This is a genomic window from Bacillus sp. SRI_025 (assembly GCF_057592095.1).
Map to the genome: position 1 here is coordinate 193,485 of NZ_JBYEGB010000003.1, position 25,709 is coordinate 219,193.

Consider the following 25,709-nt stretch of genomic DNA (forward strand, 5'->3'; position numbering starts at 1 on the left):
ATTTTAGTAGTGGAAAACGTAAAAATGAAGAAAAAAACAGGAATTAATTCCATTTTTCCTTGATTTTATGTTAAAATTGTTAAAAATAAGCCGATAATAAAAGTAAGCAATAGCTCAATTAGCTATTTAGTCCTATATGGACTTTTCTTTTACGCCAAAAACAGAACATACGTTTGCTTGGAGGTTTTTAAATGACTGGATTTTTAACCCATTTAGAAGAAGAGATTAAACGGTTATATGCCAAACTACAAATAAGCGGTCCTGCTTATAGAGACATGCAAAGGATCGCTTCTGAATTTCATGTATGGGTCCACTATGAGGATACTGGCAGCATGATGATCAAACATCAAGGTCTTTACAGTATTATATTAAACAGATCTCTATCGTCAGAGGAACAATGGCAGGATTTTGCCCACGAGCTTTGTCATGTGCTGAAGCATGCAGGCAATCATTTCAAGATGCACAAACTCTTTCGAGAACTGCAAGAGTTTCAGGCTAAACAATTCATGTATCACTTTTGTGTACCGACCTTTATGCTGATGCAAATGAAGCTTCCAAACCTTCGGCAGCAAGCCATTTTGCAGATTGCGCAAACATTTCACGTCACCTGGGCTTTCGCTGAAAAGCGGCTGGCCTTATTCGAACAACGGAAAGCAGGCATTCGCTTTCAACAAGAGTTTACATCTTATTTAATGAAAGCCGAAAAGGTCGCGGAAAAAGAAGCTGTTTATCAAACGTAAGCCTCTCTGCATAGGAGACCAGGCGTTTACTCATACAGGTTTAATACTTGCTTGAGTACATTTGTGTACCGATAAAATTGCTCATTTTGCGTTTCACGGCGATAGCGCCGTCTGAAATCTTGAAAGAATGCTCTTCTTTGCGCCTGACTGATTTCAAGTTGTACACTTTTTCCCGTCAGACATTGATTATTAATATTGTGAGGATGTGTTCCAGAATAACGATCAGATTCAGATAGCAGCACTGCTTGGAAGCCATTAAGCGTTAAACGTTTCACTGTTTCCGCCGCTCTTTCTCTGTCTGTCCCGCCCACTAATGTTTGAAGCATCTCCGTTTCCCCGTAGCCATGGAGCGCAAACGTGTAATGATGGGTATGCACTAGAGAAAGGCAGACCGGCTCATCGAAACGTGTGCTTGTAATGTGAAGCACATGATTGCCTTTCACTTTAAGGCCTTCAAATAAATACATAGACTGATCACTTGCGATTTCATGAATGAGCTCACTCACGCCAGATTCAATTCCTCCGGCATGAGGAGATAAAACCAAAAGCTGGTCACCTTTCCGCTCGTGAAGAATTTGATAATCGATTCCTTCTCTTTCATGAGCGGAAAGCTCTTCATAACTTTGATATGTATCAATGATTTGCGTCATTCCATCTTCCCCATTTCTCTATATGAGCATAAGTCTACTGATCTTAAATTCTTTTGTAAAGGGATTTCGAATGACCTATCGACATGAAACATCCTTAAATTTTCCTTATATTTACGGCTATCTGTTGAATTTTGAGAAAAAATGACCGATAATTGAAATGAATAGAACTTTTGGACTATATGAATCTTTTTGCATTCTCTCTCATAAATTAGAAATATTGTGATCTACATCTGGAGGAATTCATGTTAAAAAAGAAAACCACCATCACCCTTGTCATCTTATTCCTTAGCTTCGCTGGCATCATTTACTGGAAATGCTTTTCTCTTCAAGGCGTATCTCACGGAACCTTTATCCGCTCGATGACATCACCAGACGGAACATATATCATCAACACCTATCGACATAGCGGAGGGAAACTAAAGGAGAACGCAGTTAGAGCAGAAATTGAAAACAAACTCACCCACCGAAAGAAAACGATTTACTGGAAATACCCTGATAAAGACCCCCTCATCAAATGGAAAAATGGACAGCTTGTTCAAATCGGGCATGAATTTTTAAATGTGGTAAAGGGTGAAACATACGATTATCGCTTTGATCGGAACAAAAGAAAATAGCGTATTAAAAAAACGAATCCCTCTTGGATTCGTTTTTTACGTAGACATCAGATGCTGCATAAATTCTTTCATTTCTTTACTTACGCTCGTCAGTCGTTCCACAATTTCACTAAACTCTGTTACAAGTAAAGCCTGCTCTGCTGATGAACCTTTCATATGTCCCATACTCTCAAGTAATGTATGTATATTGGAGGAAATTCCTTGTAAAGAGCTTTCGATATTTTCTGTTGCACGTGAAGTTTCACTTGAAAGCTTTTGAACCTCACTGGCTACAACACTAAAACCAGCCCCTTCTTTTCCTGCCCTGGCTGCTTCGATTGACGCATTCAATCCTAGCAAACTCGTTTGTTTCGAAATCCCTTTAATCATCTTTGTAATATCGGATGTTTTTTTCGAGCTTTCAAGTGTTTGCTGCGTTTGTAAGGTCATTTCCTCACTTGTCGCAGAAAGCTCTTCTGAATGCGCCGCCACCACATGCACCTTTTCTTGAATACTATGAATGATGTCATTTAATGACTCCATATATGCTTCAAGCTCTAATTGATTTTTAAGCGGAAAACCTAAAGCGAGTGCGCCGATCACTTGTTGATTTTCATCAAAAATTGGCAGACCCATTGCGTTTAACGGTATTCCGTAAACCGATTCAGGCACAAACATACTTGATGTCTCACCTCTAAGCGCTTTTTTCATATTTAAATCATCTGGTTTAATAAGTTCTCCAGCACGAATTTGAAAATCTACATCTTTCGATGGCAAATACAGCAAGAATTTCTCTCGATCAATGACACCCATCGTTACTTCATTTTTTAAAATCTGCATCATATAAGGTGCTGCTGTCACAATACTCTGTAGTATATCCAATTTCTCTACCCCCTTATATAGTTTATCGGTCGTTCTTCTTAAATTAATAGTTACTTTTTAAAAATAATAATAATGATTGAAGAAATTCTTCATATTTACGAGTAAAAAGAAGTACGTTTCCTTTCTATATTCAAGCGGAAATTTGCTATAATTAATGAATCAACATATGATGAAATGGTCATGTAACCATTTTGTGTATTCAATGGAGGCGCATGTTTTGACACAACCCATGAAATATGAGCGGGCAATCGTCATTGGCGGAGGTATCACCGGGATGCTCGCTGCAAAAGTTTTATCAACGTTTTATCATCAAGTATTGATTATTGAAAAGGATGAACTGCCGGACTCTCCTGAGAATCGTCTCGGCACTCCTCAAGCCTTTCATCCACATAGAATGCTGCCACTTGGCAAGCAAATCGTTGAACGGCTATTTCCTGGTTATACAAAAGAGTTACTGGCAATGGGCGGATTTAATACCATGCATCGAACCTCTCGATTTATCACAAAAGATGGCGAATTAACACTCACTGATAGAGAAGAAACCGCCGTCACAAGACGCGCAATGCTAGAGTGGGTATTGATGCAAAGAATGGTAACAGAGGAACGCGTGCAGTTTTTAGAAAAACATGAAGCCATCTCCCTTCAGTTTAAAAAGGGAACTAATCAAGTCATGGGGCTTATCGTGAAGGACCGGCAAGTAAAACCTGGCAGCATTCATGAAATGAAAGCGGACTTAGTAATTGATACGTCTGGAAGAATGTCTAAATTGCCAAAATGGCTGAAAGACGCTGGACTCACCTTACCACAGACTGATGAGTTAAGTGTGTTTCTAGGCTACAGCACAAGATACTATCAAATACCATCAGGTGCGCCACCCCTGCAATCAATGGTTGTAGTTGGCCAACCAGACAAGCAAATCCCAACAGGACTGTTTGAACGGGTAGATCATGATTTAGTAGCTGTGCTTCTTTCTGCAGCCGGCGGTTCACATTATCCAACAACGGATGCTGATCAGTTTGACTCAGAAACCGCTGCACTGAGCGATCCCGCGATAGCAGAAGTCATCACCTATTTAACGCCCTTTACAAATCCAAAAGGATTTAGAGTCCCTTCTTGCGTAAGACATCACTATGAACACATGCAGGATTGGCCAAGTGGATTATTGGTGATGGGCGATTCCTTGTGTACGTTAGACCCCATTCATGGTCAAGGTATGACCAAAGCAGCTCTTGAAGCACAAACACTTGACCGTATGCTCAAACAAGCACAAAACAATGAGCGGCTGTCTTTTGAAAAGGACACATTACAACAAATGCAGCAAGCGAGTGATCTTGGCTGGTGGCTTTGTGCAATTGCTGATATGGCTTGGGACGGTGTCGAGTTAAAAGGAGAAACAACCATACCCCACTTGACGTTCGTACAAGAATTTTTAAATCGCTACGTACAATACGCCATTGTCACAAAACAGCCTGAACGTCTTGAGGTGTATCACCGAATGCATTCTTTCTTAACAGAACCGAGAGAAATCATCAACTTAGAACAGCTGCACGACATGATTCAAGCTGACCCCTCTGGAGAAACAGCCGAATGGTGGAAGCAATGGGATCAAAAGAACGATGAAGGCAACCGAGCTTTTTTCCATGAAGCGGTTCCTGACTTTCGTCTAGAGCACTTGCTGTCATTTGATTGAACTAAAAAAAGCCCCTTTAATGGGGCTTTTTCATTAACGTAATAATTGAAGTACGTTTTGTGGCTGTTGGTTTGCTTGTGCTAACATTGCTTGAGATGCTTGAGAAAGAATGTTGTTCTTTGTGAACTCACTCATTTCTTTCGCCATGTCAACGTCACGGATACGAGACTCAGCAGCTGTTAAGTTTTCAGCAGAAGCACCAAGGTTATTGATTGTGTGCTCTAGGCGGTTTTGGACTGCACCAAGAGCTGAACGCTGTTTAGATACAGCGCCGATTGCTACGTCGATTTTTGCTACTTCAGTGTCAAAGTTAAAGCCTTCTTCATTTACTTTAATATCTTTGACAGTCAATGTTTCAGCGTCCATTTTACCAATCTTTACATTGATATTTTGCTCAATGTTCGCTCCAATTTGAAATTGGAATCCATCCTCAACAGTACCATCCAACAGTTGCTTTCCGTTAAATGCTGTACGCTGAGAAATACCATCAATTTCCTCAACCAAAGCATCGAGTTCTTCTTGAATAGCTGTTAAATCTTCTGTTTGTTGAGTACCAACGTTACCCGCTTGAACTGTCAATTCACGCATACGTTGAAGAATCGCATGTGTTTCAGTTAATGCACCCTCAGCTGTTTGAATAAGAGAAATACCATCTTGTGCGTTTTTAGACGCCATTTCTAATCCGCGGATTTGTCCACGCATTTTTTCAGAGATGGCAAGACCTGCTGCGTCATCTCCTGCACGGTTGATTCGAAGACCAGAAGAAAGCTTTTCCATGTTCTTTTGCCCTGCTCCATTGTTTGCAGACAAACGGTTCAGTGTGTTAAGTGCTGCGATATTGTGGTTAATTCTCATGTTAAATAACCTCCATGTGTTTGAACCAATTGGACGTCCTTATCCAAAAGTTCTAAATTAGAATTTTTTTGTAAGCCTTACAATCCATTTATCGAACTTAAATGGAATATGTTTAACAAAAAAGGAATAAATAAGGATAAAGTCTCATTCAATATGATCGTTTCGCTAGAGTATGCCAAATTTAAAGGTCATTTTTCATGATTTATCATAGGGATTTAAGAATCATAAGAGTGGAGGAAATTCGAAGAAAAAAACAACATAAAAAAAAGCCCCATAAAGGGGCCTTTCATTAACGTAGTAATTGAAGTACGTTTTGTGGCTGTTGGTTCGCTTGTGCAAGCATTGCTTGAGACGCTTGAGAAAGAATGTTGTTCTTTGTGAACTCACTCATTTCTTTCGCCATATCAACGTCACGGATACGAGACTCAGCAGCTGTTAAGTTTTCACCAGAAGCACCAAGGTTGTTGATTGTGTGCTCTAGACGGTTTTGGACTGCTCCAAGTTTAGAACGTTGTGCAGAAACTTGTTTAATTGCATCGTCTACAATTTTCAATTGTGCATCGTAGCCAACATCTGCTTCATCAGGTGCATTATCAGCAAATTTAGTTACATCTAAAGATTTAACATTTAAAGTATCGCTTGTTCCTAACGCTGTAGATGTCATCTCTTCAATGTTCACTTCAATTTGTTGTGTAGCATTAGCTCCAATTTGGAAGACTAAATTCTTTTGATCAGCTGGAGTAGCTGTGTTTACTTTAAACTCACCAGTAAGAAGTTTCTTGCCGTTAAACTCAGTACGACCTGAAATACCATCTACCTCTGAGATCAATGCATCCATTTCATCTTTAATAGCAGTTAGATCTTCATCTTGTTGAGTACCAGTATTTCCTGCTTGAACTGTCAATTCACGCATACGTTGAAGAATCGCATGAGTTTCAGTCAATGCACCTTCAGCTGTTTGGATAAGTGAGATACCGTCTTGTGCGTTTTTAGAAGCCATTTCTAATCCGCGGATTTGTCCACGCATTTTTTCAGAGATTGCTAGACCTGCAGCGTCATCTCCTGCACGGTTGATTTTAAGACCAGAAGAAAGTTTCTCCATGTTCTTTTGGCTAGCACCGTTGTTTGCAGACAAACGGTTTAATGTGTTAAGTGCTGCGATATTGTGGTTAATTCTCATTTCCTATTACCTCCATGTATGTGGGACCTGACAGACGTCCTTGTCTGAAAAAAGTCCTTTATTCTAGGGCTTATCAACCCTGACAATTCTATTATCGGACGTGATTATAGGATGTTTAGCAGATTTTTAAAAAAATATCGTATTTTTTCATGACGTTGATCCTAATTTTAATAATTTTACAAATATAAGAGCTGCTGATCTATTATCAGCAGCTCTATCGTTTTTGAATATCAGTATTGCTTGATATCAAACATTAAGATATTTTGGTACACAACGTAATCCTTCTTACTTGTGAAAGGACCTTTATTGTGTTCATCATTGATTTCATAGAAGTTCATACCAATTCCAAAGCTTCTTTCTTTGTACCAGTTAAGAAAATCGTTGATTTCTTTCATTGAGAGCAGATAATCCTTTTGCAGTCCATTGATCATGGTTATAGAAAGTATACCTTTCGCAGTTTCTTCTCCAGGTTTTGTTCCATCCTGATCTTTTGGTTCTTCCGTGGACCCATCACCAGGTTTTGTTCCATCTTGATCTTTCGGTTCTTTCGTGGATCCATCACCAGGTTTTGTTCCGTCTTGATCTTTCGGTTCTTCCATGGACCCATCACCAGGTTTTGTTCCGTCTTGATCTTTCGGTTCTTCCGTGGATCCATCACCAGGTTTTGTTCCGTCCTGATCTTTTGGTTCTTCTGTTGCATCTTCATCTGGCTTTGCTTCATCTTCAGTTATTTGCAAGTCACTTAATGGAATAGAAATCACTGATTTGTAATCACTTTTTGCAGAAAAATTCCCCATATAATATGAGTAGTCACGTCCGCCAATGACATACAATTGATCCTCAACAATTGCTGCGACAGCTGATACTCTACCTTCTGGTAAATCATACGCTGAATTTTTAAATTGACCATCTTTCGGATTGAAAATTTGAACTTTATTCAGCAGTTCACTTGAACGATCACCAGTCCGCTGTCCACCAATAACAAAGAATTTCCCATTATATGTTTCGTAGGCTGGTTCAAATACAAATGAAGTTAAGTCACTATCTTTTAATATACTCCATTTATCTGTTGAAATATCATACTGGAACAAAGATCTTTCTCTACTATGCCCAATCGAATTTTCTCCACCTGCAACATATATTTTGCCGTCAATTGCAGAAATGGCTCTCCCATTTCGAGGTGGTAAAGCCGATGAGTCCAAACTCTTCCATTCACCAGTGGCAGTATTGAATTGATAGACATTATTTTTATAAGAGTTTTTTGAAGAGACAATATATATATTCTCTTTCACTGCAACTGCGTACAAAGTTCCCTTGCTATAAGTTGAAAAAACAGGATCTCTTGGAATTTGAATCGGTTCTTCAGCCCACTGATCAAGTTCTGCATCATAAATATCAATCGTATTATAGGCTACTTTAGTATCTTCGTTAATCCCGCCTATTAAATAGATTTTTTTACCTACAGTAGCATATGTTCCACCTGTTCTATATCTTGGCATACTTGCTTTCTCTTCCCAAACATCTTTCTTAGGGTCATACATAAAAGTTTGGTTGTTTAATTTACTTTTTTCACTTGCTCCACCAAACACATAAATCTTTCCATCAACAACTCCCACACTAGCATTAATACGTTCTTCTGGTAAATCAGCTCGTTTCGTCCATCCAGTTGAATTTTCAGCTGCATTCGCTTTGAATGGATTAATGGTACTTATTAAAAGAAGTACCAAGATAAATAGTAAAAATCTTTTTTTCATTTTTTCTTCCTCCAGTTCATGACATTCCCTCCTTTTATCGTCCTTATTTTTACTTTTTTTATCATTAAAGGTTATTATTAATCAATTTTTATGATGAAATCCTCACACATACATCACCGGCGTCGATATTTTAATAATCTTCCCGCCCCGACGATAAAACCTAGGAACGCGGCGGCTTAAAGTGGCAACAACTTCGTAGTTGATCGTATTGAGCATTTCAGCAATTTCATCGACAGAAATTTCTCCGCCCTTTTGACGACCGTAAATAACGACTTCCTCGCCTTGTTTTGCTTTCATTTCTCCTAAACTGATCATGGTCATATCCATTGTGACTCGGCCAGCAATCGGCATTCGTTTTCCGCGGAAAAGCATAAATCCTCTATTGGATAAAGCACGTGAATACCCATCTGCATAACCGATTGGTATGGTTGCTATAACTTCATCAGGTTTTGCTACATAGGTTGCCCCATAGCTGACGGTCCTTGGCTTTGTCACCATTTCCTTCACGAACGCAATCCTTGCTTTTAAACTGAGAGCGGGCTCTAGCTTAACAGCGTCTAAACTCTCAATGTATTGCGAGGGGTACAGTCCATATAGACCGATGCCGAGCCGAATCATATCTGCACTAAATTCAGGAAACGCGATGGCAGCTGCTGTATTGTTCATATGTACCGTGGGCAATGTAATGCCTTGTTTTTTTAAGAAACGAAGAAAATCAATAAAAATGCTGTGCTGAAGCAGTGTGAAATCAGGGTCAGGCTCATCCGCAGTGGAAAAATGCGTAAATATTCCATCCCATCTCAGGTTTTCACTCTCTTCAAGCGCCCCCACCACCTCTAACAGCTCTTCCTTTGTCCGTACACCTAATCGTCCCATCCCAGTATCGACATTGACATGAATCCCAAGCCGGGGCAGACTTTCTTCTTCCGCTAAAATCTCATTTGCTTGAACAATCCAGTCTTCACGAAGGCCGGAGAGGTCAATTCTCCAGGTTGCAGCTCTTTTCACACAGTCGAGCGGGGTAAATCCAAGGACGAGAATCGGTGCTTCAATTTTTGCTCTCCGCAATACAATGCCTTCTTCCAAGCTGGCAACTGCAAGCTCTGTCGCACCGCTTTCTAATGCCTGCCGCGCAACCTCCACGGAACCGTGCCCATATGCATTCGCTTTCACGACAGCCATGATCTTACTTTTCTTTGGAATATGCGCTTGAATGGCTTCGATATTTCTTTTAATCGCGTCAAGATTGACCTCGATCCAGACTTCCCTGCAAAGCTTTTGCATGTATGTTTCCTCCTCATCACATGAGTCATTTCGATATCAATGTTCGTTTTCGTGTCTAGTCTATCTTTATTCATTTTTGAGAAAAACATTCAACCGCAATGACTGGACCAGCTTTGACTTGATTGACATAAAAAAAGAAACCACCTCAAACTGTGATTTCTTCTTTATGAACAGTCATTTCATTAATCCTCAGATTTCATCATTGAATCAATTTCATGATAAATCTCCTCCAGATTTTCTCGTTCAATCAAATATTCTGCGGTGCTCTTACGAACAGGCACATCAAATTTTAGAAAGGTGAGCGTGATCGTTGATGATTCCTGATCATTCATAGTTAATCTCAATTCAAGTGTCGAGATCTCTTCATTATTATCACTCTCAACAGATTGTTCAATCGGCACACCATCTTCTAACATGTCAACTTGTTTCAACTCTTTCATGGAAAGCTCAGTAACATCAAACCTGAATTTTCGAGATGAGCCGCCAGGTTGATGTGTAATAAAGCGCATGACCTTTCGCACATCATCAATCGCAAAACCTTTATCCACATTTTGTGAAAAGATGTATGTTGAAGCCTGAAAGCCGTCTTCTTGAAAAAGCATCATCATCTTATCTAATAATATGTTTGGATCATTCTTTTCTTTTTGTCTTTGTAATCTACCAGCTATGAATAAAATGACCATTCCCCCGATGATGCTGAGAGCCGTCCCCAACCCATTCCCTACATCTACGAAAACAGTAAAGCCTAAAATAGCAACAATATAAGCGATTACAATACCTATGATGAATACCACACCGAGCTCCTCCTGTCATGAATCTTCATTGTTATATTGGTTTAGCCATAGTATAGCATCTGGATTTTGATTGAAAAAAAATCTACTATAGACTAAACAGATACTACATTCATTTCACTTTTTGAATAGAAAGGATTATTATGATGAACCTCTACACGACAGACGAAATCATTGATGCTCTTTTTAAAGCATGGTCTTCTCAATCTAGTTCAAAATGGAGTAAAGACAACCCAGCCAATGGACAATGTGGCGTTACTTCTTTAGTCGTCCATGATCTTTTAGGCGGGAAAATAAACAAGACCGCGTTACCCAACGGATGGCACTTTTATAACGTAGTGAATGGAACAAGAATCGACTTTACTTCTTCACAATTCTCTGAGGAAATCGTTTATATGGATGTACTTTCGAATCGAGAAGAAGCATTTCAAGATACGAATGAGGATCAATATCGATATTTAAAAGAAAGAGTCGTAGAATATTTAAACATATCATATTCATGAAAACAGACCATAAGAGGTCTGTTTTCATTGAAGTTTGATAAAGTGTTTAAAAGATAGGTAGTAAGAACTCACACACGCCTTCTTCTTCTCTATATCTCTCCATAATAGGTGCCTGACGCGTGTTCAATTGATTGTGTTGGATCATTTGAGGCAATTGTCTCCAAAACAAACTCACTTTTTCGGTTGTATGTGTCACTGTAAACACAGCATACTTTCCCCCTTCAAAATGACCAGTCTGAACCATTTGATCATTTGTGAAATCTCTATTTGTCATAAGCATGAGGTCGTATCTGCATTTTTCTGATGGAATTTTTCCAGGATCATCTTGAGGAACACCATAAATACCATATTCCTTTAATTCATCATTTAATTGGTGTTGCTTGATCCATTTCTTAAATCTCTTCATCATCTCAAGATTCTCTTTGCTGCCATATGATCCTATATTTCTCATATACACCGTTTTCATATTCGTTATCATTTCAATTTTGTAATTCATGATTTCCCTCCAACTCGTATTGGAAGACTGGCCAATCATTCCTTACAAACAACGGTAACATCCTTTAAAATAGAATGCAGTAGGATATTAAAAATAATGCAATGTGCGATCTAGATCATACATGTTCTCTGTCATTTTTAAAATAAAAAAGAACGGACTTTAGCCGCTCGCTCGTTATTGATTTTCTTTTGAAGATTTAGCATTGAGAAAGACGACAATCAAATAGATGATTGTTCCGAAAAACAAACCATTTAACAAACTGATAAACAACATCTTACAAACTAGGCCAATATAATAAGACGCTGGCGTTCCTGGAAACACAGCCATATTAAACAAGCTAATCATAAAGGTTAAAGCAAAAAATATAATAAAAATCCTTCTAAATAATGTTGATTTTAACATTGTCATTTTTACTTCCTCCTTAATATCTTTTCTATGGAAAAAATATTCTTTATTCATAGCATATATTCCGTCTTAAAATAAAAAGCCCTTAAAGGGCTTTTTATTTTATGCAGTGTAACCGATACTTGCAGTATGACCTCTCCTAGCTTCATCATGACTTGCTGTCACTTCAGATGTAAAATAACCAACAATACTGATAACGCTGATCATCACAAATACGACTGATAACGTTTTAAATTTCATACTGACAGTCCCCCCGCTTCACTTGAGTTTGGAAATAAAGAATTTTCTCATAAAAAAGCATCGCATTGTCTTTATCTCCCATTTCATTATAATATTTTGCAGCATCTTTTGCTAAATCTTCTAGATCAGGATACATTGACTTTATTTCTAGCAATTCCATTATTTTTTCCAACTGCTCAAAATTGTTGTCAACGTATAGTGATCTTAAAAATTTGAATATCAATAACAGCACATGGTCTTTCAGTTTTTCAGATAGTTCTATGCCGTTATTTAAAGCATATATACCTAAATCCTGTTCTTTCTTTTTGAAGTAGGCTTTTGACAACATAATAAGCGGGTCTAAGATTCTATTTAAATGTTCGTATCCCTGCTCTCTAAATGCTCGAATTGAGTCATTAAAGTGAATTATTGCTTGGGCTATTTCTTTGTTATGAAAATAACTCAACCCTAAATTATAGAGTGCTGATCCTTTTAATCGTTTTGTTGAGTTGTCGGCGGCTTTTTCTAGTGCGTGTTGAAAATGGGGTATTGCTTTTTCGGGGCAGCCCATATCTATGTAGTTTAATCCAATCACAAAAGAACATTGTATTTCTCTTACTGTGTATGTATCTTTTTCTCGATAACATTCTATCGCCTGTGCGATATGGTGCATGGACATGTGGGTTTGTTTCATGTGGTAATAGATTTCAGCCATCTTGTAATTGAACTCGGCCCGTTCAATATCGTCACTGACAAGAGACAGCTTTTTTTCTGCCCGTTTATAGAAGGTAATCGCATTTAGGTATTCATAGTTTTCAAATTCATACATGCCGTAGAAAAAATTGAAGTAATACTCGAGCAATCCTGTTAATTTCTCTTGGTCCCTTTTGATCTTCATTGCGAGTTCCTTGAAGTTAGCCCGCTCTTTCCCATTTTCTAAAGGATTCAAGTAATCAAGCATTAATTTATGTCTGAACTCCATGAGTGAGAAATACAATAATAAATCTTGATTTTCTTCCATATGATCAAGCATTGATTTGATTTCCTCTTTATATGCTTCGGCGTCCGGTACGTTAAATCTTTGAATATGATAATACCATTCATTGATTTTCAAACCGACGTGAGAAGAAAGCACTTTCTCCATCAGCCCTTACCCCTTCCTCTATTTTCCCTATAATGACATATATTATCATTTTATGAACCATTCGACACCGAAAAGAAACCGCAAAAAAGCCCTATAAAGGGCCATGCGAATGATAAGATAAAAAGACTTCTATTCATAAATAAGCACCCAGTATTCTGCCCCAGGTTCTCCTTCTTCTACAACAGCCTTCCAGCCTCTTTTTTGATAAAAAGATAAAGCTTTGTGATTTTCGGAGACACATTTGAGGGTGACCGGTGTTCCCAAAACTTTTATCGCTTGTTTGAGCAGCTGATCTCCAGCCCCTTGGCCCGCAGCTTCTGGATGTACAAACAAGAGGTGAATAAATCGATCGGGTACATATAGAGAAATGAATCCGAGGATTTTATTGTTCTCCTCAGCTAAGAAAATTTGCTCTTCCTGCGTATCTTGATCAAAATCTTGCAGATTGAGTTCTTCTGGATTGAGCCAGTGAAAACTTTGGCGCCGGGATTCTAAATAGATTTGTCTTAATTCTGGATAATCTTCTATGCTTGCTTCTCTAATCAACATCGCAACATCCCCTATGTTTTTTATTTGAGTGTTAATTCGCCTCTAGAACGCGTTTTGCCTGTATTATGCCTGCCAGTAACAATTGATCACTGAACTGCGAATCATTGACAGCACGTGCAAGAGCAATTGTACCAATCATGCTGCTTACTAGTGCGTAACTCGTAGAGAGATCTATGTTTCCAGCATCAGCTATAAACTCCATAAATCGTTTCAATTCATCGGTATAAGCATTCCGTACCTCTTGCGATAATTGAGCAATTTCTCCTGACAGCGCAGGCAGTATACAGCCGACCTCCGTCTGATCACGGTGAACCGAACTTAAATAGAATTCAATGATCGTCTGAATTCGAGGCTGATCTGCTTTCTTGTCTGCAACACTTTGCAGCAGCTTGATCGTATCAGTGATAGCAAAATGAAAAGCCTCTATCACCAACTGATCCTTGTTCTTAAAGTGAGCATAAAACCCTCCATGAGTTAGGCCTGCTCCTTTCATAATGAATGGCAAACTGATATTACGAACGCCATTTGTTCGAAATGCTCGTGCAGCACTTTCAATGATCTGCTCTCTCACTTTTGACTTATGACCTTTCGGATAAGGCATCCCTCTACCTAACCTCCTTCTTATCAAAATATTATATTCATCATATTATCTTGTGTCAATTGACTGAAATCCATCTTTCCTCACTCAGATGGGATTGACTTCATTAAAATATGACGACTATAATATATTATGATCATCATATTTTGAAGTTGGAGGTGCAAGAAATGATTCATTTAGACACAGTAGATACATTAGTAATTGGATCAGGTCCGGGAGGCTATGTGGCGGCATTACGTTCAGCTCATCTCGGCATGAAGACAGCGATTGTAGAGCGTGATCAGTTAGGTGGAGTATGCACCCATGTAGGCTGTATCCCTTCTAAGGCGCTAATAGCAGAAGCAGAGCGGTTCAAGCTCCGCACACAATGGGGTGGTTTTCAAGAAGGCGGCTCTTTCAAGGAAGCTCAAGCGTTCAAAAAAGCGGTTGTGGATAAACAAGCGGGAGGCGTACAATTTTTGTTAAAGTCAGCGGGAGTTACCATACTGGAAGGCGATGCAAGCTTGATCGATCAGCATACAGCGGTCATTCAACATGGAGAAAAAGGTGAAAAGCAAATCAACTTCAAACACCTTATACTAGCAACCGGCTCCCGTCCAATTGAAATTAAATCACTCCCTTTCGGTGGTCGTATATTGTCTTCCACTGAAGCACTATCCCTTCCCGAGATCCCTAAAAGCCTTGTCGTAGTTGGGGGTGGTTATATTGGGGTTGAATTAGGACAGATGTTTGCTAGGTTTGGAACAAAAGTCACCATCTTGGAAGGCGGCAATCAAGTATTGCCTGGCTTTGAAAGTGAGCTTGTCTCGCCTGTCGTTCGTCAATTGAAAGAAGATAAAATCACGCTGATTACAGGAGCAAACGTCACAGATGCCGAGCAGCGTATGAGCGGAATTGATCTTCATTATGAGAAACAGAAAGAAAGCTACACGGTGAAAGCGGAATATGCACTGATTACTGTCGGAAGAAAACCGAATACAGATGGAACATTAGGTCTTGATTCTATCGGGTTGTCTATTCCTTCTCACGGACGAATTGAAATTGATGAACAATGCAGAACATCCATCCCGCACATATATGCGATTGGTGATATCACAGAGGGGCCTGCTTTGGCTCATAAAGCTTCCTATGAAGCAAAAGTTGCAGCAGAAGCAATCGCTGGTAAACCTTCGATAATAGACTATAAAGCGATCCCACTTGTTGTTTTTTCCAGCCCAGAATTGACGAGTGTTGGACTAAGCGAAACGGATTGCAAGCAAAAATCCATTCCGACTGTCATTGGGAAAGCAATGTTCTCCATTAATGGCCGAGCGCTTGCATTAAAAGAACCAGAAGGTTTTGTGAAGATTGTAGCCCATGCTGAATCTGGTCTTATTCTAGGGGCACAAATCGTAGGGGCTGAAGCATCTACTCTTATATCAGAACTAGCTCTCTCTATTGAAGTTGGCGCTACAGCAGAAGATTTAGCAATGACGATTCATCCTCACCCAACATTAGGTGAAATGATCATGGAAGCTGCAGAAATGGCTACCCGTAAAGTTGAAAAATATCTTGCAAGATAATTCGTTCATGTGCAGCTTCTAAAAAAATAACCGCCATAGCCTATTTAATTAGGAATAGGCTATGGCGGTTTCCATTGTGCAATGATATAAAAGCGCCGATCAATTGATCTTTAATTCGATCCAACTTCGCGTTTTTTACCAAGATTCATGGATAACTGAACGCCAATCATCAGCATGACGATGACAACCATTGCCACAATAGAAGCATAAAAATGTCCGCTTAGATCGAAAACCAAGCCAATGAAAAATGGACCGAATCCACCTACAATGTACCCGCCCATCTGCGACATCGCTGACCAGGTTCCGGCTTCCTCTGGAGTATTCGTCTCCATAATCGGGAGCATAAGCGCTAAAGGAAATAATCCACCTGCACCCATACCTAGGAAAATGACGGCTGGCAAGATCGGCATTGGCAGAAGAAGAAAGATAAGGCCAATAAGTTCAGACAGACTGCATAAAATGAGAAATAATTTCGGTTTTCCTAATCGAGTAACGACCGCTGGAACAAGCAGTGCCACTGGAATCTGAATGAGTGTAAATATGGTCAGCAGCATGGCAGCATATTGCGGACTGTTTCCAAAGCTAAGAGCAATCGGTGAAATCCATGCCGTCAAAGAATAAAACATACTAGACATAAAGCCAAAGAACAAAGTGAATTGAATCGCCTTTTTGTTTCTCAACGGCAATTTTAACGGCAAAGTTACATGATCACTTTGCTCATTTTTGCGAACTAAACCGACCCATAGAATAAGTGCAATCACCCCTAGAATCGCCCAGCAGGACAAAGCTAACGTAAGGTGATGCTGACTGCGTAGATAAATCGGAATGGTGAAGCCGGATGCGAGCGCTGCACCTATCGTCATCGAAATTGAATACACACTGACGATACCAGGATTTCTCGGGAAATATTTTTTAATAAAACTGGACAATAAAGGACCCGCGAAGCTAATCCCTACACCTCCTGCAAACGCAGTCATGAGCAGGATAGCAACCGATTGGCTTGTACCACGTAGTGCGGTGGCAATCGTGATAAGAAGAATTGAGAAAAACAGCGTTCTTTCTAAACCAAAACGCCGGCTGAGTATCGTCGCAACAGGAGCAAATACCCCCATACAAAGGACAGGCAAAGTGGTCAAAAGACTTGCTGTCAGTGCGTTTACACCAAGCTCTGATTGAATCATGCTCATCATGGAAGCCACGGACGTAATGATGGGACGTAAGTTTAATGCCGCTAAAAATAAAGCGGCTAAATAATATATTTTTTTCATCAATACCCTTCTTTCATCTCGTTAAGGTTACTTTGAGTATAAAACTGCTGCATCCATTGATCAATACAATAAATCGTATTATGATGATAGGAAAAGGCTATCATTTATGAAAGGAGGACAAATGGATACCCGGCATATTACCTATTTTATGGCTGTATATCATCATTTGCATTTTACAAAGGCTGCTGAGGAGCTAGGCATATCACAGCCGACACTTAGCCAGCAAATTCGACTGCTTGAAGCAGAAGTTGGGATGCCGCTCTTTGATCGAATCGGCAAAAAAGTCGTGGCTACCGAAGCTGGTTCGCTACTTTATCAATATGGCATGAAAATGCTTCAAGCTGAAAGAGATGCAAAAAATGCGATGAAAGAACTATTATCAGAAAAACGAGGAACCGTTCGTCTCGCAGTACTCCCATCCGATCTTGATTTTCAGCTGGTGCCACTTTTTGTAGAATTTAAAACCCTTTATCCCGAAACCAATCTGAAGGCATATTCAAATATCTTCGTTCGTGAAGAAGTCCTTTCACATAAAGTAGACCTCGGCATCGGACTGCGAGGGCCTGCGGATAAGCGGCTCGTTCAAATTCCACTTGGGAGTGAGCCATACGAATTATTTGTTCATTTAAAAAGTGATTTAGCCCAAAAGAGTGAAGTGACATTGGAAGAGCTGACTCAGCATGCGTTGGTCATGTATCCGAAGGGATATCTAGGAAGGGATTTAGTAGATGACGTATGTAAAGAACAGGATGTTGAACTAGACACTGCCATGGAGGTTGGATCCGCATTTTCGCTATTGCAGCTGGTTGAAGCCGGGATCGGTGCAACCATTCAGCCAAGAGGATTACTAAAACAACATTCGACGTGGTCCAATATTGTTTCGATTCCTATTGCTGAGCCAGCACCTGTCCGGCACTTGGAATTAATTTATTATGCAGATCGATTTGTCAGCAAAGCACAACAGCAGCTATCTGAATGGCTGATAGACTTTTTCAAATCAAGAACAAACTAAAAAGTGAGGTTAACACATGAAGAATGCAAACAGCATATTTATAAGAACAAACCGGGTTGTTATTCGCCAATTTGACAGGCAGGATATTGAAGCATTTTATCAATACCGAGCAAATCCCTCTATTGCAAAATTTCAATCTTGGGAAAACTACACGTACGAAGATGCTGAATCATTTGTTCAACATCAAATGATACAAAAACCTAATCAACCGGGGACGTGGTTTCAATACGCTATTGCCTTATCTGAATCCAATCAGCTGATAGGAGATTGCGCCATTCATACACTTGACAGTGAGCCGAGAATTGTTGAAATAGGTTTTACACTCGCGCCTGAATACCAAGGAATGGGCTATATTCATGAAGCTCTGAGTGCAATTTTCGAATATATTTTTATGACACTAAACAAACATAAAATCATTGCCTTTACAGATGTGCGCAACGAAAAATCCATTCGAGTGCTGGAACGTTTAGAAATGAGACGCGAAGGACATTTGCTGCAAAATTATATGTCGAAGGGACATTGGGTCGATGAATATCAATATGCCATGCTTCAATCTGAGTGGGCCGCCAAGCACCATTAAACATTTATTTCCTATTCAAAATCCCTAAATAAGCGCTCCACGGGCCCACATCGGTTCGATATCGTTCCGCCATGACTCGAACAATCTGGGACATATGTGTGAAGTCATGGACAACCCACGCAGAAAGTAATTCGCTCACTTTCACGACCCCAAACTCCGGGTGAACGCCCTTTTTTTCTAAATCAAGGCCTGAATGTGTCATACGCTGTATGTATGCCACATTCTCCATCCGCATATGATGAAACTCAGATAATGCTTGTTCTATCTGTCTTTCAGATTGGTTCAAATGAGAGTAGCGGTCAAACGCAGGAAATGGTGTATTCTCTCCATCAGCTAGAATCACATTTAATCGAGGAATCCAGTTGAATTTCTCTGCTTCAATCAAATGTTCAATGACTTCAACTGGATTCCACGTCCCCTCCCCTTCACGGCTGTGAAGCCAATCCTTCGATAAACCCGACAAAAGACTTTCTAACGTGTGAGGAGTTCGACTCAACATATCCAAAGCTTCATTTAAATTAAAATTCATGTGGTTGCTCCTTTATCAGTTTTTCTTTATTTTAATGGATTTTGGATAGATTGTAACTCATACCTCAAGACAGATAAAGAAGAAAATAAAAAGCGTTTTTGATCAACCTTCAAATAGAACTTTTCTATAATGCTGGCTAATTGCCTTTTAAGGGCTTTTATTCTTTCACTATCGTTTTTTCACTGGATGAATGTCTTCTCCCAAAAGGACGGTAAGAGACTCTCCACTCTTTTCTAGAAACTCAGCAATTTCTTTCAGCTCTTTATTGATACGGTCATTCCTCGGCATATCTGGATTTAACAAAAGAATGGAGTGAACCGTCGTGGCCGCCTCATACAAAACATTCTGATCTTTTATATATTTGATGCTTTGTTTCATGCGATCGAAAAACCATTCAATCTCTTCAATGTCTTCCATTGGATAATGTGCCATTTTAAAGAGGTTCTGCTGACGAAGGTCTTGTCTCTCAAATATTTGTTCAAGCTCTTCTTTACTGACATACAAATCCGAAGATTCCTCATCAATCTCTACAACCTCGATCATCGCATCATCAGCTGTATATAACTGCTCAATAAAATCATCGAAAGTATCCGCCAGTTTAAAATCGACTCCCATCTCTAAATCAAAATAGTGAATAGGCGGGTGTTCTTTCGTTTGTCGATAATCCATTGCGATCCATGTATCTTCTTCTCCGCTGATGATCACAAGCCCCTCCGGCAGCTCCAATTCATCACTTAACTGAGGGCTAGTCATAATTCCATTACCTTTGGCGATTCCTCTTAGATGGTCAAATTGAACATGATCATCTGCCCATGAGTTCGGCCGATCAGTTGGAAACGCATTACGCACTGTAAAGCCACCGTTCCATTCTAAAATGAGCTTTTTGTATGTAGCAGGTAAAGTGACACCAAGTCTTCCCTCTGCTTCACGAATTTTCTCCTCATCTACCTTTTCTAACGTGAAAGGACTCTCTTCTTCTTTCTCCCAGAATGATTTCAAAGTGGATGCCTCCCTATATCTATTGAGGTTAGTATAACATTGACCAACTGTTCAATTGCTCATTCTACTTCATAAAAAAACAGACTATTAAAGTCTGTTTTAATCTTGTCTATACGTTTTCAGAGGTTGTATTTCGATCAATTATAGTCGTATTTCGATTTGATTTTTGTTGTTCCTCCATTGTTGTATTCCGAATTGATTTTGTTCCAATAATTTTCAAAGTTTCTGCTGTTGAAAGACTTAACAATACAATGGATAAAATGACTAGTAATTTTTTAATAATCATACAGACACTCTCCTTTTTGAATATCATTTTGAGCTTTAAGAGCCTTTCTATAATATTCGGCAGCTTTTTCAAAGTCCCCCTTTTTTTCAGAAGATAATCCGATACTTTGAGCAAATGCCTCGACATAGACATATAGTTGCTTTTCCTCAAAATAATCTAGCACTTCCTGAATTGCTTTCTCATTAGCATTTATATAAATCGCTTTTAAAGCTTTAAATAACATCAAACACAACGAATCATTTCTCTCTAAGGAGCACTTAAGACCATCTTCTACGAGTGGAGCGGCTTCATCATGTAGACTAGACTTATACAACGACCAACTTAAACTAAATAGGGTGATTGGTTTTATATCAATACTTCGTGGTGTAATAATGTCTAAAACTTCTCTGTAGCGTATGATTGCTTCAGTGTACTTTTGTTGTCGATCATATGTATTCGCTATGTTCAATAGAATTTTAGCAATTAACATATTATCGGCGAGCTCTTCTGCTATAGAAAAAGCTGTATTTTGATGCTCTAATGACTTGTCATATCGCTTGAAATCATCATAATTTCCTGCAATAACAATCAAGCTTTGTATTTGGCGAACTTTATATTGTTCATACTGCTTATAGATGTCTAAGGCCTTTATGATGTGATGCATAGAAACATGAGTTTGTTTCATAATATAGTAGGCTTCAGCCACCTTGAAGTGAAACTCCGCTTGCTCAATATCATCGACAACCAATGCGAGCTGCCTTTCAGCGATCTTATAATATTGAATAGCCTGTATGTATTCTTTCTTACTAAACTCATACATTCCTCTAAAAAAAGCATTATAGTATTGCAGCATACCAGAAAGTTGATGATTTGAATTTTCGATTTTATCAACCAAATCAGAAACAGAAGGTGATCGTTTTTCCGAAGGTTTAATATAATCAAGCATAAGCTGATGGCGAAAACACATTAGTTGATAGTAAATCAGTAAATCCTGATCTTCTTCCATCCGTTCAATTTCTTGTTCTACCTCAGCTTTCAAAATCTCTGCATCGGGTACACTGAATTGCCGAATCATTTTATACCATTCATTAATTTTCACACCAACATGTGAAGAAATCACTTTCTCCATCCCTTATTCCCCTTCCACTAATTTCCCTTATATTACATTTATTATCACATGTAAGAGATGACAAAGCACCGAAAAGAAACCGCAAAAAGAACAGTTCATAACGTGACTTTACACATTTCTGCTCACACCAGAAAAAGCAGACTCTACCAAGTCTGCCTTTTTCTATCAAATGCCTATACCTTTGAAAATTAAGTATACAATGAATCGCTTAACCACTCTTCACAATGTTCTATCAGCCATCTCAAATATTCCACATATTGACCGGCATGATAGCCATCACAAACAGCATGATGTACTTGAATGGCGACTGGCAAGATGATTTTTCCTTCTTCCACCTTAAATTTGCCTAACGTAAATATCGGCAGTAAATAAGTTTCATCTGTAGATACATTAAGGTTAAAAGAAGTAAAATCAATCCAAGGCAGGCTTGAAATATTGAACATATTTTCTGGCATATGAGGTTTCGGAAATAGTTTGTTACTTTCGCTATAAGCTTCAATATCAGCTACACAGTTTTTATAAAACCGAGCAAAGTTTTCGTCATAAGGCGTCCAAATACTTGAAAATGTCTTTGTTTCTTTATTTAGAATCGTATAACTAGGATGGAGAAGATCCCAGTGACCAAGTTCATCATTCACTAGATCCATCCGAAACTCCGGTATTTTTTGCACAGCCCTTGCTAACAAATAAATTTGCACAGGATATACTTTTAGCTTTTTTTCTTTTAATATTGAATGCAATTTCGTGATATCTAAATCGATAACTAGGCTATATGAGCATCGGGTTACCTTCATATAATGATGAAAGTGCTCTTTTCTCGGATAATTTTCATCTATTTTTTTAAACATTTTTTATCTCCTCCTGAATGTGATTTACTGTATTCAGGAGGAGACTTTATCTGTTTTCACCACCACAATCATCCTTTCAAGAGATATATTATGTTTCAGTCTATCACTTAGCCTACGATAAAACCTTCAACAACTCTTCGTAAGTCAGCTTGGCTGAAGTATTGAAGTATTCATTCTATTAGTATATCTAAGTGGAACTCGAATAAAAAAGCACCTTATATCATAGAAGGTACTTATCTTATATTCTAGCACTAGCTTTTTTATAATTTTGAAGAAAATGATGACCTTCATTTAAAAAAACTAGAAAACGCTTATTCATAGTTTCAATAACGATTCTATCTGGTTGACCATATGGAGCACCAATTCTATAATCAATATTATCTGCAACTCCATACTTGTCCGACTCTGTAATACTAACGATTTGATCAATTGGTATTTCTGTTTTAGATAAACCAAATTTTAAGACTAAGTATTTTTCACCAAAACTGTAACGAGTTTTTAGGAAAACAGTAAAAATAAAGAAAAGTGCTAATAAAAAGATTAACATAATTACATATTCCATAGAATCACTCTTTCTTATACTTTTATCTAATTTTACCATGTTTTTTACTTTTTAAAACCAACAACTTTAAGAGAAGGATTATATATGTTTTAATTCACCCTAGTAAGGCAAGTTCTATGAAGTGCTGTTTATACATTTGTATAAGGTACCTACGATTCCTCCTCCTCTATATTGGAAAGAATGACTGAGATACTTCTCACTATTTTACCAATGTAAAACTTATAAAAAAGCATCTATATATGTCCATCTTACTTTTAGTGAAGAAATCAATTGTTTTAGTTTGTTGCAAACGACCTTTGTTCGTGTAATTCCTCAAGGAGGTGCTCGGCTAGTGACACAGGAAAATAAGGCATCCAAAGGTTTGCTAATTACTTTACCCGCCGCTTTTATCGCTATTGTGTTGATTTTAGGAAAAACCGATACACCTGTAACACATATTTTATTTTATGTAGTAGCTTTTGGTGTAATGGGTTTAACTGTTTCAAGCTTAATAAAAGATTACAAAAAAAAGAAAGATTGATTACTTGTCAGGGAGCTGCTTTATGTAGCTCCCTGTTTGTTAAAACCAGGATTATGACCAACACTGAGAAATACAAAAGCCACTCTCGAATATTTGGTTAGTTGGATAGTATTATTATTTGTCGTATTCATTGGCGTTGAAGCGTCTTTTAGAACAATCTATAAAATAAGACATCGAACCGAATTAAGACAAACAAAAAAAGCCCCTTTATATAGGGGCTTTTGGTTTATTAACGTAATAATTGAAGTACGTTTTGTGGCTGTTGATTCGCTTGTGCAAGCATTGCTTGAGACGCTTGAGAAAGAATGTTGTTCTTCGTGAACTCACTCATTTCTTTTGCCATGTCAACGTCACGGATACGAGACTCAGCAGCCGTTAAGTTTTCAGAAGATGCACCCAGGTTGTTGATTGTGTGCTCTAGACGATTTTGAACTGCACCAAGTTTAGCACGTTGTGCAGAAACTTGTTTAATAGCTCCATCAACGATTGCTAACTGATCATCAAATCCACCATCGTCATCAGCTGCAATTGTTTCAAATTTAGAAACATCGATGTCTTTAACAGACTTACCTGTCTCAACTGCACCATCTGCGTCTGTAACGCCTAAAGCAGCAGCGCTCATATCTTGAATGTTGACTTTAATTTGTTGTGTAGCATTTGCACCAATTTGGAATACTAAAGCATCACCAGGAGTTGCTGGGACTGCAGGTGTACCTGTACTTGGATCATCTGGATCTGTCGGCGGAGTTGCTGGTGTGCCAGGTGTACCTACTCCATTAAACGTACCATTTAATAATTTTTTTCCGTTAAACTCAGTACGATTAGAAATACCATCGACCTCTTCAACAAGCGCTGTGATCTCATCTTTAATTGCAGCTAAGTCTTCACCTTGCTGTGTACCAGTATTTCCAGCTTGAACGACTAGTTCACGAACACGTTGAAGGATTGAATGAGTTTCAGTTAATGCACCTTCAGCTGTTTGGATAAGAGAGATACCGTCTTGTGCGTTTTTAGATGCCATTTCTAACCCGCGGATTTGTCCACGCATTTTTTCAGAGATTGCTAGACCTGCTGCGTCATCTCCTGCACGGTTGATTTTAAGACCAGAAGAAAGTTTCTCCATGTTCTTTTGGCTCGCACCGTTGTTTGCTGATAAACGGTTTAATGTGTTAAGTGCTGCGATATTGTGGTTAATTCTCATTTCCTATTACCTCCGTGTAATTTTTTTTAGAGAGCTTATCTGTAAAGTCCATTTAGATGAAAGCTCTTCCTTAGAATTTTCGATTTCTAAGGCATGTGTATAGTAGTAACGCAGAGCACCTTTTGGCTCTCAAACTTTACTACCGTATGTAACATCAGTTATGGCAATAATTATGAAACCTCCTTCTATTCGTTCAAAATGATTAGTCTTGTCACTTTTACGAGACTAGATACCCGCCATAACAATGAGTATTATGTTACCTACTATAGACTGAACTTCCATATATTTTAGTTTGTGGAAATTGTTAAATTCACAAATTAGACACATTTAACAAGAAAAAATACCTCGTCCATGTTGTCATATTGGCTTATGTTAAGCTTGTGAAAAAACCTAATTGATGTATAATACAATTGATGTATGATGCATGAATTGTAGGAGGTTGACCTTTTGAAAAGAGAAGATGCCTTAAAACTAAGAACAGATATTAAGAAAATGATTATATTAACTGGGGTTTTCGAATCTCAAAATTTGCCGAATGGATCATTTGAAAAACCTCTACCAACTTCTCAAATGATGGCGTTAGAGGAACTAGAGATGGAAAGATTAACTGTTTGGCAACTATCCAATAAACTTAGATTAGAGACTTCAACTGTAAGTAGGTTGGTAGATAAGTTAGTAAAAATGGGGCTTGTTTATCGTGAAGTAAATGAAAAAAATAGAAGAGAACTTTTTCTGCACCTCACAGAAAAGGGTCACATTACTGTTAATCGCTTAAGAGAACAATCCCTTACATTTTATCAACGTATCTTCAATAATTTATCAGAATCAGAACAAAAAATTGTTGTGGATGGTTTTGAATTATTTATTGATTCTATTTCTAAGTCTTTTGAATGAGGTCATA

General features: G+C 38.5%; 29 protein-coding genes. 9 read left to right on the forward strand and 20 right to left on the reverse strand.

Annotation, left to right across the window (positions count from 1 at the left end; translation table 11 throughout):
• Positions 1-191: 191 nt before the first annotated feature.
• Positions 192-740 (forward strand): ImmA/IrrE family metallo-endopeptidase, encoded by a 549-nt coding sequence (locus AC20OE_RS10670; protein ID WP_039177931.1) that lies wholly within the window; start codon positions 192-194, stop codon positions 738-740.
• A 26-nt stretch (positions 741-766) separates the two neighbouring features.
• Here AC20OE_RS10670 and AC20OE_RS10675 read toward each other — a convergent pair whose 3' ends face one another.
• Positions 767-1,390 (reverse strand): poly-gamma-glutamate hydrolase family protein, encoded by a 624-nt coding sequence (locus tag AC20OE_RS10675; protein WP_059376833.1) that lies wholly within the window; start codon positions 1,388-1,390, stop codon positions 767-769.
• Positions 1,391-1,632: 242 nt separating this feature from the next.
• Between AC20OE_RS10675 and AC20OE_RS10680 the strand changes: the two genes are divergently transcribed.
• Positions 1,633-2,004, forward strand: a complete 372-nt coding sequence (locus AC20OE_RS10680) for a DUF5412 domain-containing protein (protein ID WP_039177928.1) — start codon at positions 1,633-1,635, stop codon at positions 2,002-2,004.
• A gap of 36 nt (positions 2,005-2,040) precedes the next feature.
• Here AC20OE_RS10680 and AC20OE_RS10685 read toward each other — a convergent pair whose 3' ends face one another.
• Positions 2,041-2,865 (reverse strand): methyl-accepting chemotaxis protein, encoded by an 825-nt coding sequence (locus tag AC20OE_RS10685; protein ID WP_099663179.1) that lies wholly within the window; start codon positions 2,863-2,865, stop codon positions 2,041-2,043.
• 217 nt (positions 2,866-3,082) lie between these two features.
• On the opposite strand from AC20OE_RS10685, the gene AC20OE_RS10690 reads away from it, so the two are divergent.
• Positions 3,083-4,555: an NAD(P)/FAD-dependent oxidoreductase gene (locus tag AC20OE_RS10690; protein WP_251180680.1), complete on the forward strand. Its 1,473-nt coding sequence runs from the start codon at positions 3,083-3,085 to the stop codon at positions 4,553-4,555.
• A gap of 33 nt (positions 4,556-4,588) precedes the next feature.
• Here the strand turns inward: AC20OE_RS10690 and hag (AC20OE_RS10695) are convergent, their stop codons facing one another.
• The 5 genes from hag (AC20OE_RS10695) to AC20OE_RS10715 form a co-directional block, all read right to left on the reverse strand.
• The gene (gene hag, locus AC20OE_RS10695) at positions 4,589-5,410 is read right to left on the reverse strand and encodes a flagellin Hag (RefSeq protein ID WP_024424967.1); all 822 of its coding nucleotides are present in this window, start codon (positions 5,408-5,410) and stop codon (positions 4,589-4,591) included.
• 289 nt (positions 5,411-5,699) lie between these two features.
• Positions 5,700-6,590, reverse strand: coding sequence for a flagellin Hag (gene hag / locus AC20OE_RS10700; protein WP_059376828.1), 891 nt, complete (start codon positions 6,588-6,590; stop codon positions 5,700-5,702).
• A 230-nt stretch (positions 6,591-6,820) separates the two neighbouring features.
• Positions 6,821-8,344: a Kelch repeat-containing protein gene (locus AC20OE_RS10705; RefSeq protein WP_487268837.1), complete on the reverse strand. Its 1,524-nt coding sequence runs from the start codon at positions 8,342-8,344 to the stop codon at positions 6,821-6,823.
• Positions 8,345-8,446: 102 nt separating this feature from the next.
• Entirely contained in the window at positions 8,447-9,628 is a 1,182-nt protein-coding gene (gene alr / locus AC20OE_RS10710; protein ID WP_260775862.1) for an alanine racemase, read from the reverse strand.
• A 182-nt stretch (positions 9,629-9,810) separates the two neighbouring features.
• Positions 9,811-10,422 (reverse strand): hypothetical protein, encoded by a 612-nt coding sequence (locus tag AC20OE_RS10715; protein WP_330544976.1) that lies wholly within the window; start codon positions 10,420-10,422, stop codon positions 9,811-9,813.
• Positions 10,423-10,565: 143 nt separating this feature from the next.
• Between AC20OE_RS10715 and AC20OE_RS10720 the strand changes: the two genes are divergently transcribed.
• Positions 10,566-10,922 (forward strand): YunG family protein, encoded by a 357-nt coding sequence (locus AC20OE_RS10720; protein WP_260776083.1) that lies wholly within the window; start codon positions 10,566-10,568, stop codon positions 10,920-10,922.
• A gap of 46 nt (positions 10,923-10,968) precedes the next feature.
• Here AC20OE_RS10720 and AC20OE_RS10725 read toward each other — a convergent pair whose 3' ends face one another.
• The 6 genes from AC20OE_RS10725 to AC20OE_RS10750 form a co-directional block, all read right to left on the reverse strand.
• Positions 10,969-11,418: an AraC family transcriptional regulator gene (locus AC20OE_RS10725; protein ID WP_487268838.1), complete on the reverse strand. Its 450-nt coding sequence runs from the start codon at positions 11,416-11,418 to the stop codon at positions 10,969-10,971.
• A 174-nt stretch (positions 11,419-11,592) separates the two neighbouring features.
• Positions 11,593-11,826 carry a hypothetical protein gene (locus AC20OE_RS10730; protein ID WP_039177908.1) on the reverse strand — a complete coding sequence of 78 codons (234 nt, stop codon included), beginning with the start codon at positions 11,824-11,826 and terminating at the stop codon, positions 11,593-11,595.
• Between the two features lie 99 nt (positions 11,827-11,925).
• Positions 11,926-12,063, reverse strand: a complete 138-nt coding sequence (locus AC20OE_RS10735; RefSeq protein WP_095408252.1) for an aspartate phosphatase — start codon at positions 12,061-12,063, stop codon at positions 11,926-11,928.
• Positions 12,053-13,186, reverse strand: a complete 1,134-nt coding sequence (locus tag AC20OE_RS10740; protein WP_039177907.1) for a Rap family tetratricopeptide repeat protein — start codon at positions 13,184-13,186, stop codon at positions 12,053-12,055. Before AC20OE_RS10740 ends, AC20OE_RS10735 begins: the two co-directional genes overlap by 11 nt.
• A gap of 129 nt (positions 13,187-13,315) precedes the next feature.
• Positions 13,316-13,735, reverse strand: coding sequence for a GNAT family N-acetyltransferase (locus tag AC20OE_RS10745; protein WP_126681721.1), 420 nt, complete (start codon positions 13,733-13,735; stop codon positions 13,316-13,318).
• 31 nt (positions 13,736-13,766) lie between these two features.
• Complete coding sequence (locus AC20OE_RS10750; RefSeq protein ID WP_106025262.1) at positions 13,767-14,336, reverse strand: TetR/AcrR family transcriptional regulator; 570 nt, start codon at positions 14,334-14,336, stop codon at positions 13,767-13,769.
• Between the two features lie 164 nt (positions 14,337-14,500).
• On the opposite strand from AC20OE_RS10750, the gene lpdA reads away from it, so the two are divergent.
• Positions 14,501-15,895, forward strand: a complete 1,395-nt coding sequence (gene lpdA / locus AC20OE_RS10755) for a dihydrolipoyl dehydrogenase (RefSeq protein ID WP_126681720.1) — start codon at positions 14,501-14,503, stop codon at positions 15,893-15,895.
• A 110-nt stretch (positions 15,896-16,005) separates the two neighbouring features.
• Here lpdA and AC20OE_RS10760 read toward each other — a convergent pair whose 3' ends face one another.
• On the reverse strand, positions 16,006-17,163 hold the full coding sequence (locus tag AC20OE_RS10760; RefSeq protein WP_059377839.1) for an MFS transporter: 1,158 nt from the start codon (positions 17,161-17,163) through the stop codon (positions 16,006-16,008).
• 121 nt (positions 17,164-17,284) lie between these two features.
• Between AC20OE_RS10760 and AC20OE_RS10765 the strand changes: the two genes are divergently transcribed.
• Complete coding sequence (locus AC20OE_RS10765) at positions 17,285-18,175, forward strand: LysR family transcriptional regulator (protein WP_487268839.1); 891 nt, start codon at positions 17,285-17,287, stop codon at positions 18,173-18,175.
• Between the two features lie 16 nt (positions 18,176-18,191).
• Positions 18,192-18,755, forward strand: coding sequence for a GNAT family N-acetyltransferase (locus AC20OE_RS10770; protein WP_487268840.1), 564 nt, complete (start codon positions 18,192-18,194; stop codon positions 18,753-18,755).
• Positions 18,756-18,759: 4 nt separating this feature from the next.
• On the opposite strand, the gene AC20OE_RS10775 is transcribed toward AC20OE_RS10770, so the two are convergent.
• From AC20OE_RS10775 to AC20OE_RS10795, 5 genes are all read right to left on the reverse strand, one after another.
• Positions 18,760-19,284 carry a DinB family protein gene (locus AC20OE_RS10775; RefSeq protein WP_039177893.1) on the reverse strand — a complete coding sequence of 175 codons (525 nt, stop codon included), beginning with the start codon at positions 19,282-19,284 and terminating at the stop codon, positions 18,760-18,762.
• A 168-nt stretch (positions 19,285-19,452) separates the two neighbouring features.
• Positions 19,453-20,283 (reverse strand): SMI1/KNR4 family protein, encoded by an 831-nt coding sequence (locus AC20OE_RS10780; RefSeq protein ID WP_487268841.1) that lies wholly within the window; start codon positions 20,281-20,283, stop codon positions 19,453-19,455.
• A gap of 275 nt (positions 20,284-20,558) precedes the next feature.
• The gene (locus AC20OE_RS10785; protein WP_487268842.1) at positions 20,559-21,677 is read right to left on the reverse strand and encodes a response regulator aspartate phosphatase; all 1,119 of its coding nucleotides are present in this window, start codon (positions 21,675-21,677) and stop codon (positions 20,559-20,561) included.
• 188 nt (positions 21,678-21,865) lie between these two features.
• A complete protein-coding gene (gene catA / locus AC20OE_RS10790; RefSeq protein ID WP_487268843.1) occupies positions 21,866-22,525 on the reverse strand; it encodes a type A chloramphenicol O-acetyltransferase in 660 nt (219 codons plus the stop codon).
• A 238-nt stretch (positions 22,526-22,763) separates the two neighbouring features.
• The gene (locus AC20OE_RS10795) at positions 22,764-23,087 is read right to left on the reverse strand and encodes a SunI/YnzG family protein (RefSeq protein WP_268503074.1); all 324 of its coding nucleotides are present in this window, start codon (positions 23,085-23,087) and stop codon (positions 22,764-22,766) included.
• A 331-nt stretch (positions 23,088-23,418) separates the two neighbouring features.
• Between AC20OE_RS10795 and AC20OE_RS10800 the strand changes: the two genes are divergently transcribed.
• Positions 23,419-23,607 (forward strand): hypothetical protein, encoded by a 189-nt coding sequence (locus tag AC20OE_RS10800; RefSeq protein ID WP_487268844.1) that lies wholly within the window; start codon positions 23,419-23,421, stop codon positions 23,605-23,607.
• 229 nt (positions 23,608-23,836) lie between these two features.
• Here AC20OE_RS10800 and hag (AC20OE_RS10805) read toward each other — a convergent pair whose 3' ends face one another.
• Positions 23,837-24,808 (reverse strand): flagellin Hag, encoded by a 972-nt coding sequence (gene hag, locus AC20OE_RS10805; protein WP_058838866.1) that lies wholly within the window; start codon positions 24,806-24,808, stop codon positions 23,837-23,839.
• Between the two features lie 447 nt (positions 24,809-25,255).
• On the opposite strand from hag (AC20OE_RS10805), the gene AC20OE_RS10810 reads away from it, so the two are divergent.
• Positions 25,256-25,702 carry a MarR family winged helix-turn-helix transcriptional regulator gene (locus AC20OE_RS10810; protein WP_330544965.1) on the forward strand — a complete coding sequence of 149 codons (447 nt, stop codon included), beginning with the start codon at positions 25,256-25,258 and terminating at the stop codon, positions 25,700-25,702.
• The last annotated feature ends 7 nt before the right edge of the window (positions 25,703-25,709 follow it).

What these genes read in the sequence shown, in the direction of transcription:
- AC20OE_RS10670 (WP_039177931.1), top strand. Translation starts at nt 192, where the DNA reads ATGACTGGATTTTTAACCCATTTAGAAGAAGAGATTAAACGGTTATAT.
- AC20OE_RS10675 (WP_059376833.1), bottom strand. Translation starts at nt 1,390, where the DNA reads ATGACGCAAATCATTGATACATATCAAAGTTATGAAGAGCTTTCCGCT.
- AC20OE_RS10680 (WP_039177928.1), top strand. Translation starts at nt 1,633, where the DNA reads ATGTTAAAAAAGAAAACCACCATCACCCTTGTCATCTTATTCCTTAGC.
- hag (WP_024424967.1), bottom strand. Translation starts at nt 5,410, where the DNA reads ATGAGAATTAACCACAATATCGCAGCACTTAACACACTGAACCGTTTG.
- hag (WP_059376828.1), bottom strand. Translation starts at nt 6,590, where the DNA reads ATGAGAATTAACCACAATATCGCAGCACTTAACACATTAAACCGTTTG.
- AC20OE_RS10705 (WP_487268837.1), bottom strand. Translation starts at nt 8,344, where the DNA reads ATGAAAAAAAGATTTTTACTATTTATCTTGGTACTTCTTTTAATAAGT.
- alr (WP_260775862.1), bottom strand. Translation starts at nt 9,628, where the DNA reads ATGCAAAAGCTTTGCAGGGAAGTCTGGATCGAGGTCAATCTTGACGCG.
- AC20OE_RS10720 (WP_260776083.1), top strand. Translation starts at nt 10,566, where the DNA reads ATGAACCTCTACACGACAGACGAAATCATTGATGCTCTTTTTAAAGCA.
- AC20OE_RS10725 (WP_487268838.1), bottom strand. Translation starts at nt 11,418, where the DNA reads ATGAATTACAAAATTGAAATGATAACGAATATGAAAACGGTGTATATG.
- AC20OE_RS10730 (WP_039177908.1), bottom strand. Translation starts at nt 11,826, where the DNA reads ATGACAATGTTAAAATCAACATTATTTAGAAGGATTTTTATTATATTT.
- AC20OE_RS10735 (WP_095408252.1), bottom strand. Translation starts at nt 12,063, where the DNA reads ATGAAATTTAAAACGTTATCAGTCGTATTTGTGATGATCAGCGTTATC.
- AC20OE_RS10740 (WP_039177907.1), bottom strand. Translation starts at nt 13,186, where the DNA reads ATGGAGAAAGTGCTTTCTTCTCACGTCGGTTTGAAAATCAATGAATGG.
- AC20OE_RS10745 (WP_126681721.1), bottom strand. Translation starts at nt 13,735, where the DNA reads ATGTTGATTAGAGAAGCAAGCATAGAAGATTATCCAGAATTAAGACAA.
- AC20OE_RS10750 (WP_106025262.1), bottom strand. Translation starts at nt 14,336, where the DNA reads ATGCCTTATCCGAAAGGTCATAAGTCAAAAGTGAGAGAGCAGATCATT.
- lpdA (WP_126681720.1), top strand. Translation starts at nt 14,501, where the DNA reads ATGATTCATTTAGACACAGTAGATACATTAGTAATTGGATCAGGTCCG.
- AC20OE_RS10760 (WP_059377839.1), bottom strand. Translation starts at nt 17,163, where the DNA reads ATGAAAAAAATATATTATTTAGCCGCTTTATTTTTAGCGGCATTAAAC.
- AC20OE_RS10765 (WP_487268839.1), top strand. Translation starts at nt 17,285, where the DNA reads ATGGATACCCGGCATATTACCTATTTTATGGCTGTATATCATCATTTG.
- AC20OE_RS10770 (WP_487268840.1), top strand. Translation starts at nt 18,192, where the DNA reads ATGAAGAATGCAAACAGCATATTTATAAGAACAAACCGGGTTGTTATT.
- AC20OE_RS10775 (WP_039177893.1), bottom strand. Translation starts at nt 19,284, where the DNA reads ATGAATTTTAATTTAAATGAAGCTTTGGATATGTTGAGTCGAACTCCT.
- AC20OE_RS10785 (WP_487268842.1), bottom strand. Translation starts at nt 21,677, where the DNA reads ATGGAGAAAGTGATTTCTTCACATGTTGGTGTGAAAATTAATGAATGG.
- catA (WP_487268843.1), bottom strand. Translation starts at nt 22,525, where the DNA reads ATGTTTAAAAAAATAGATGAAAATTATCCGAGAAAAGAGCACTTTCAT.
- AC20OE_RS10795 (WP_268503074.1), bottom strand. Translation starts at nt 23,087, where the DNA reads ATGGAATATGTAATTATGTTAATCTTTTTATTAGCACTTTTCTTTATT.
- hag (WP_058838866.1), bottom strand. Translation starts at nt 24,808, where the DNA reads ATGAGAATTAACCACAATATCGCAGCACTTAACACATTAAACCGTTTA.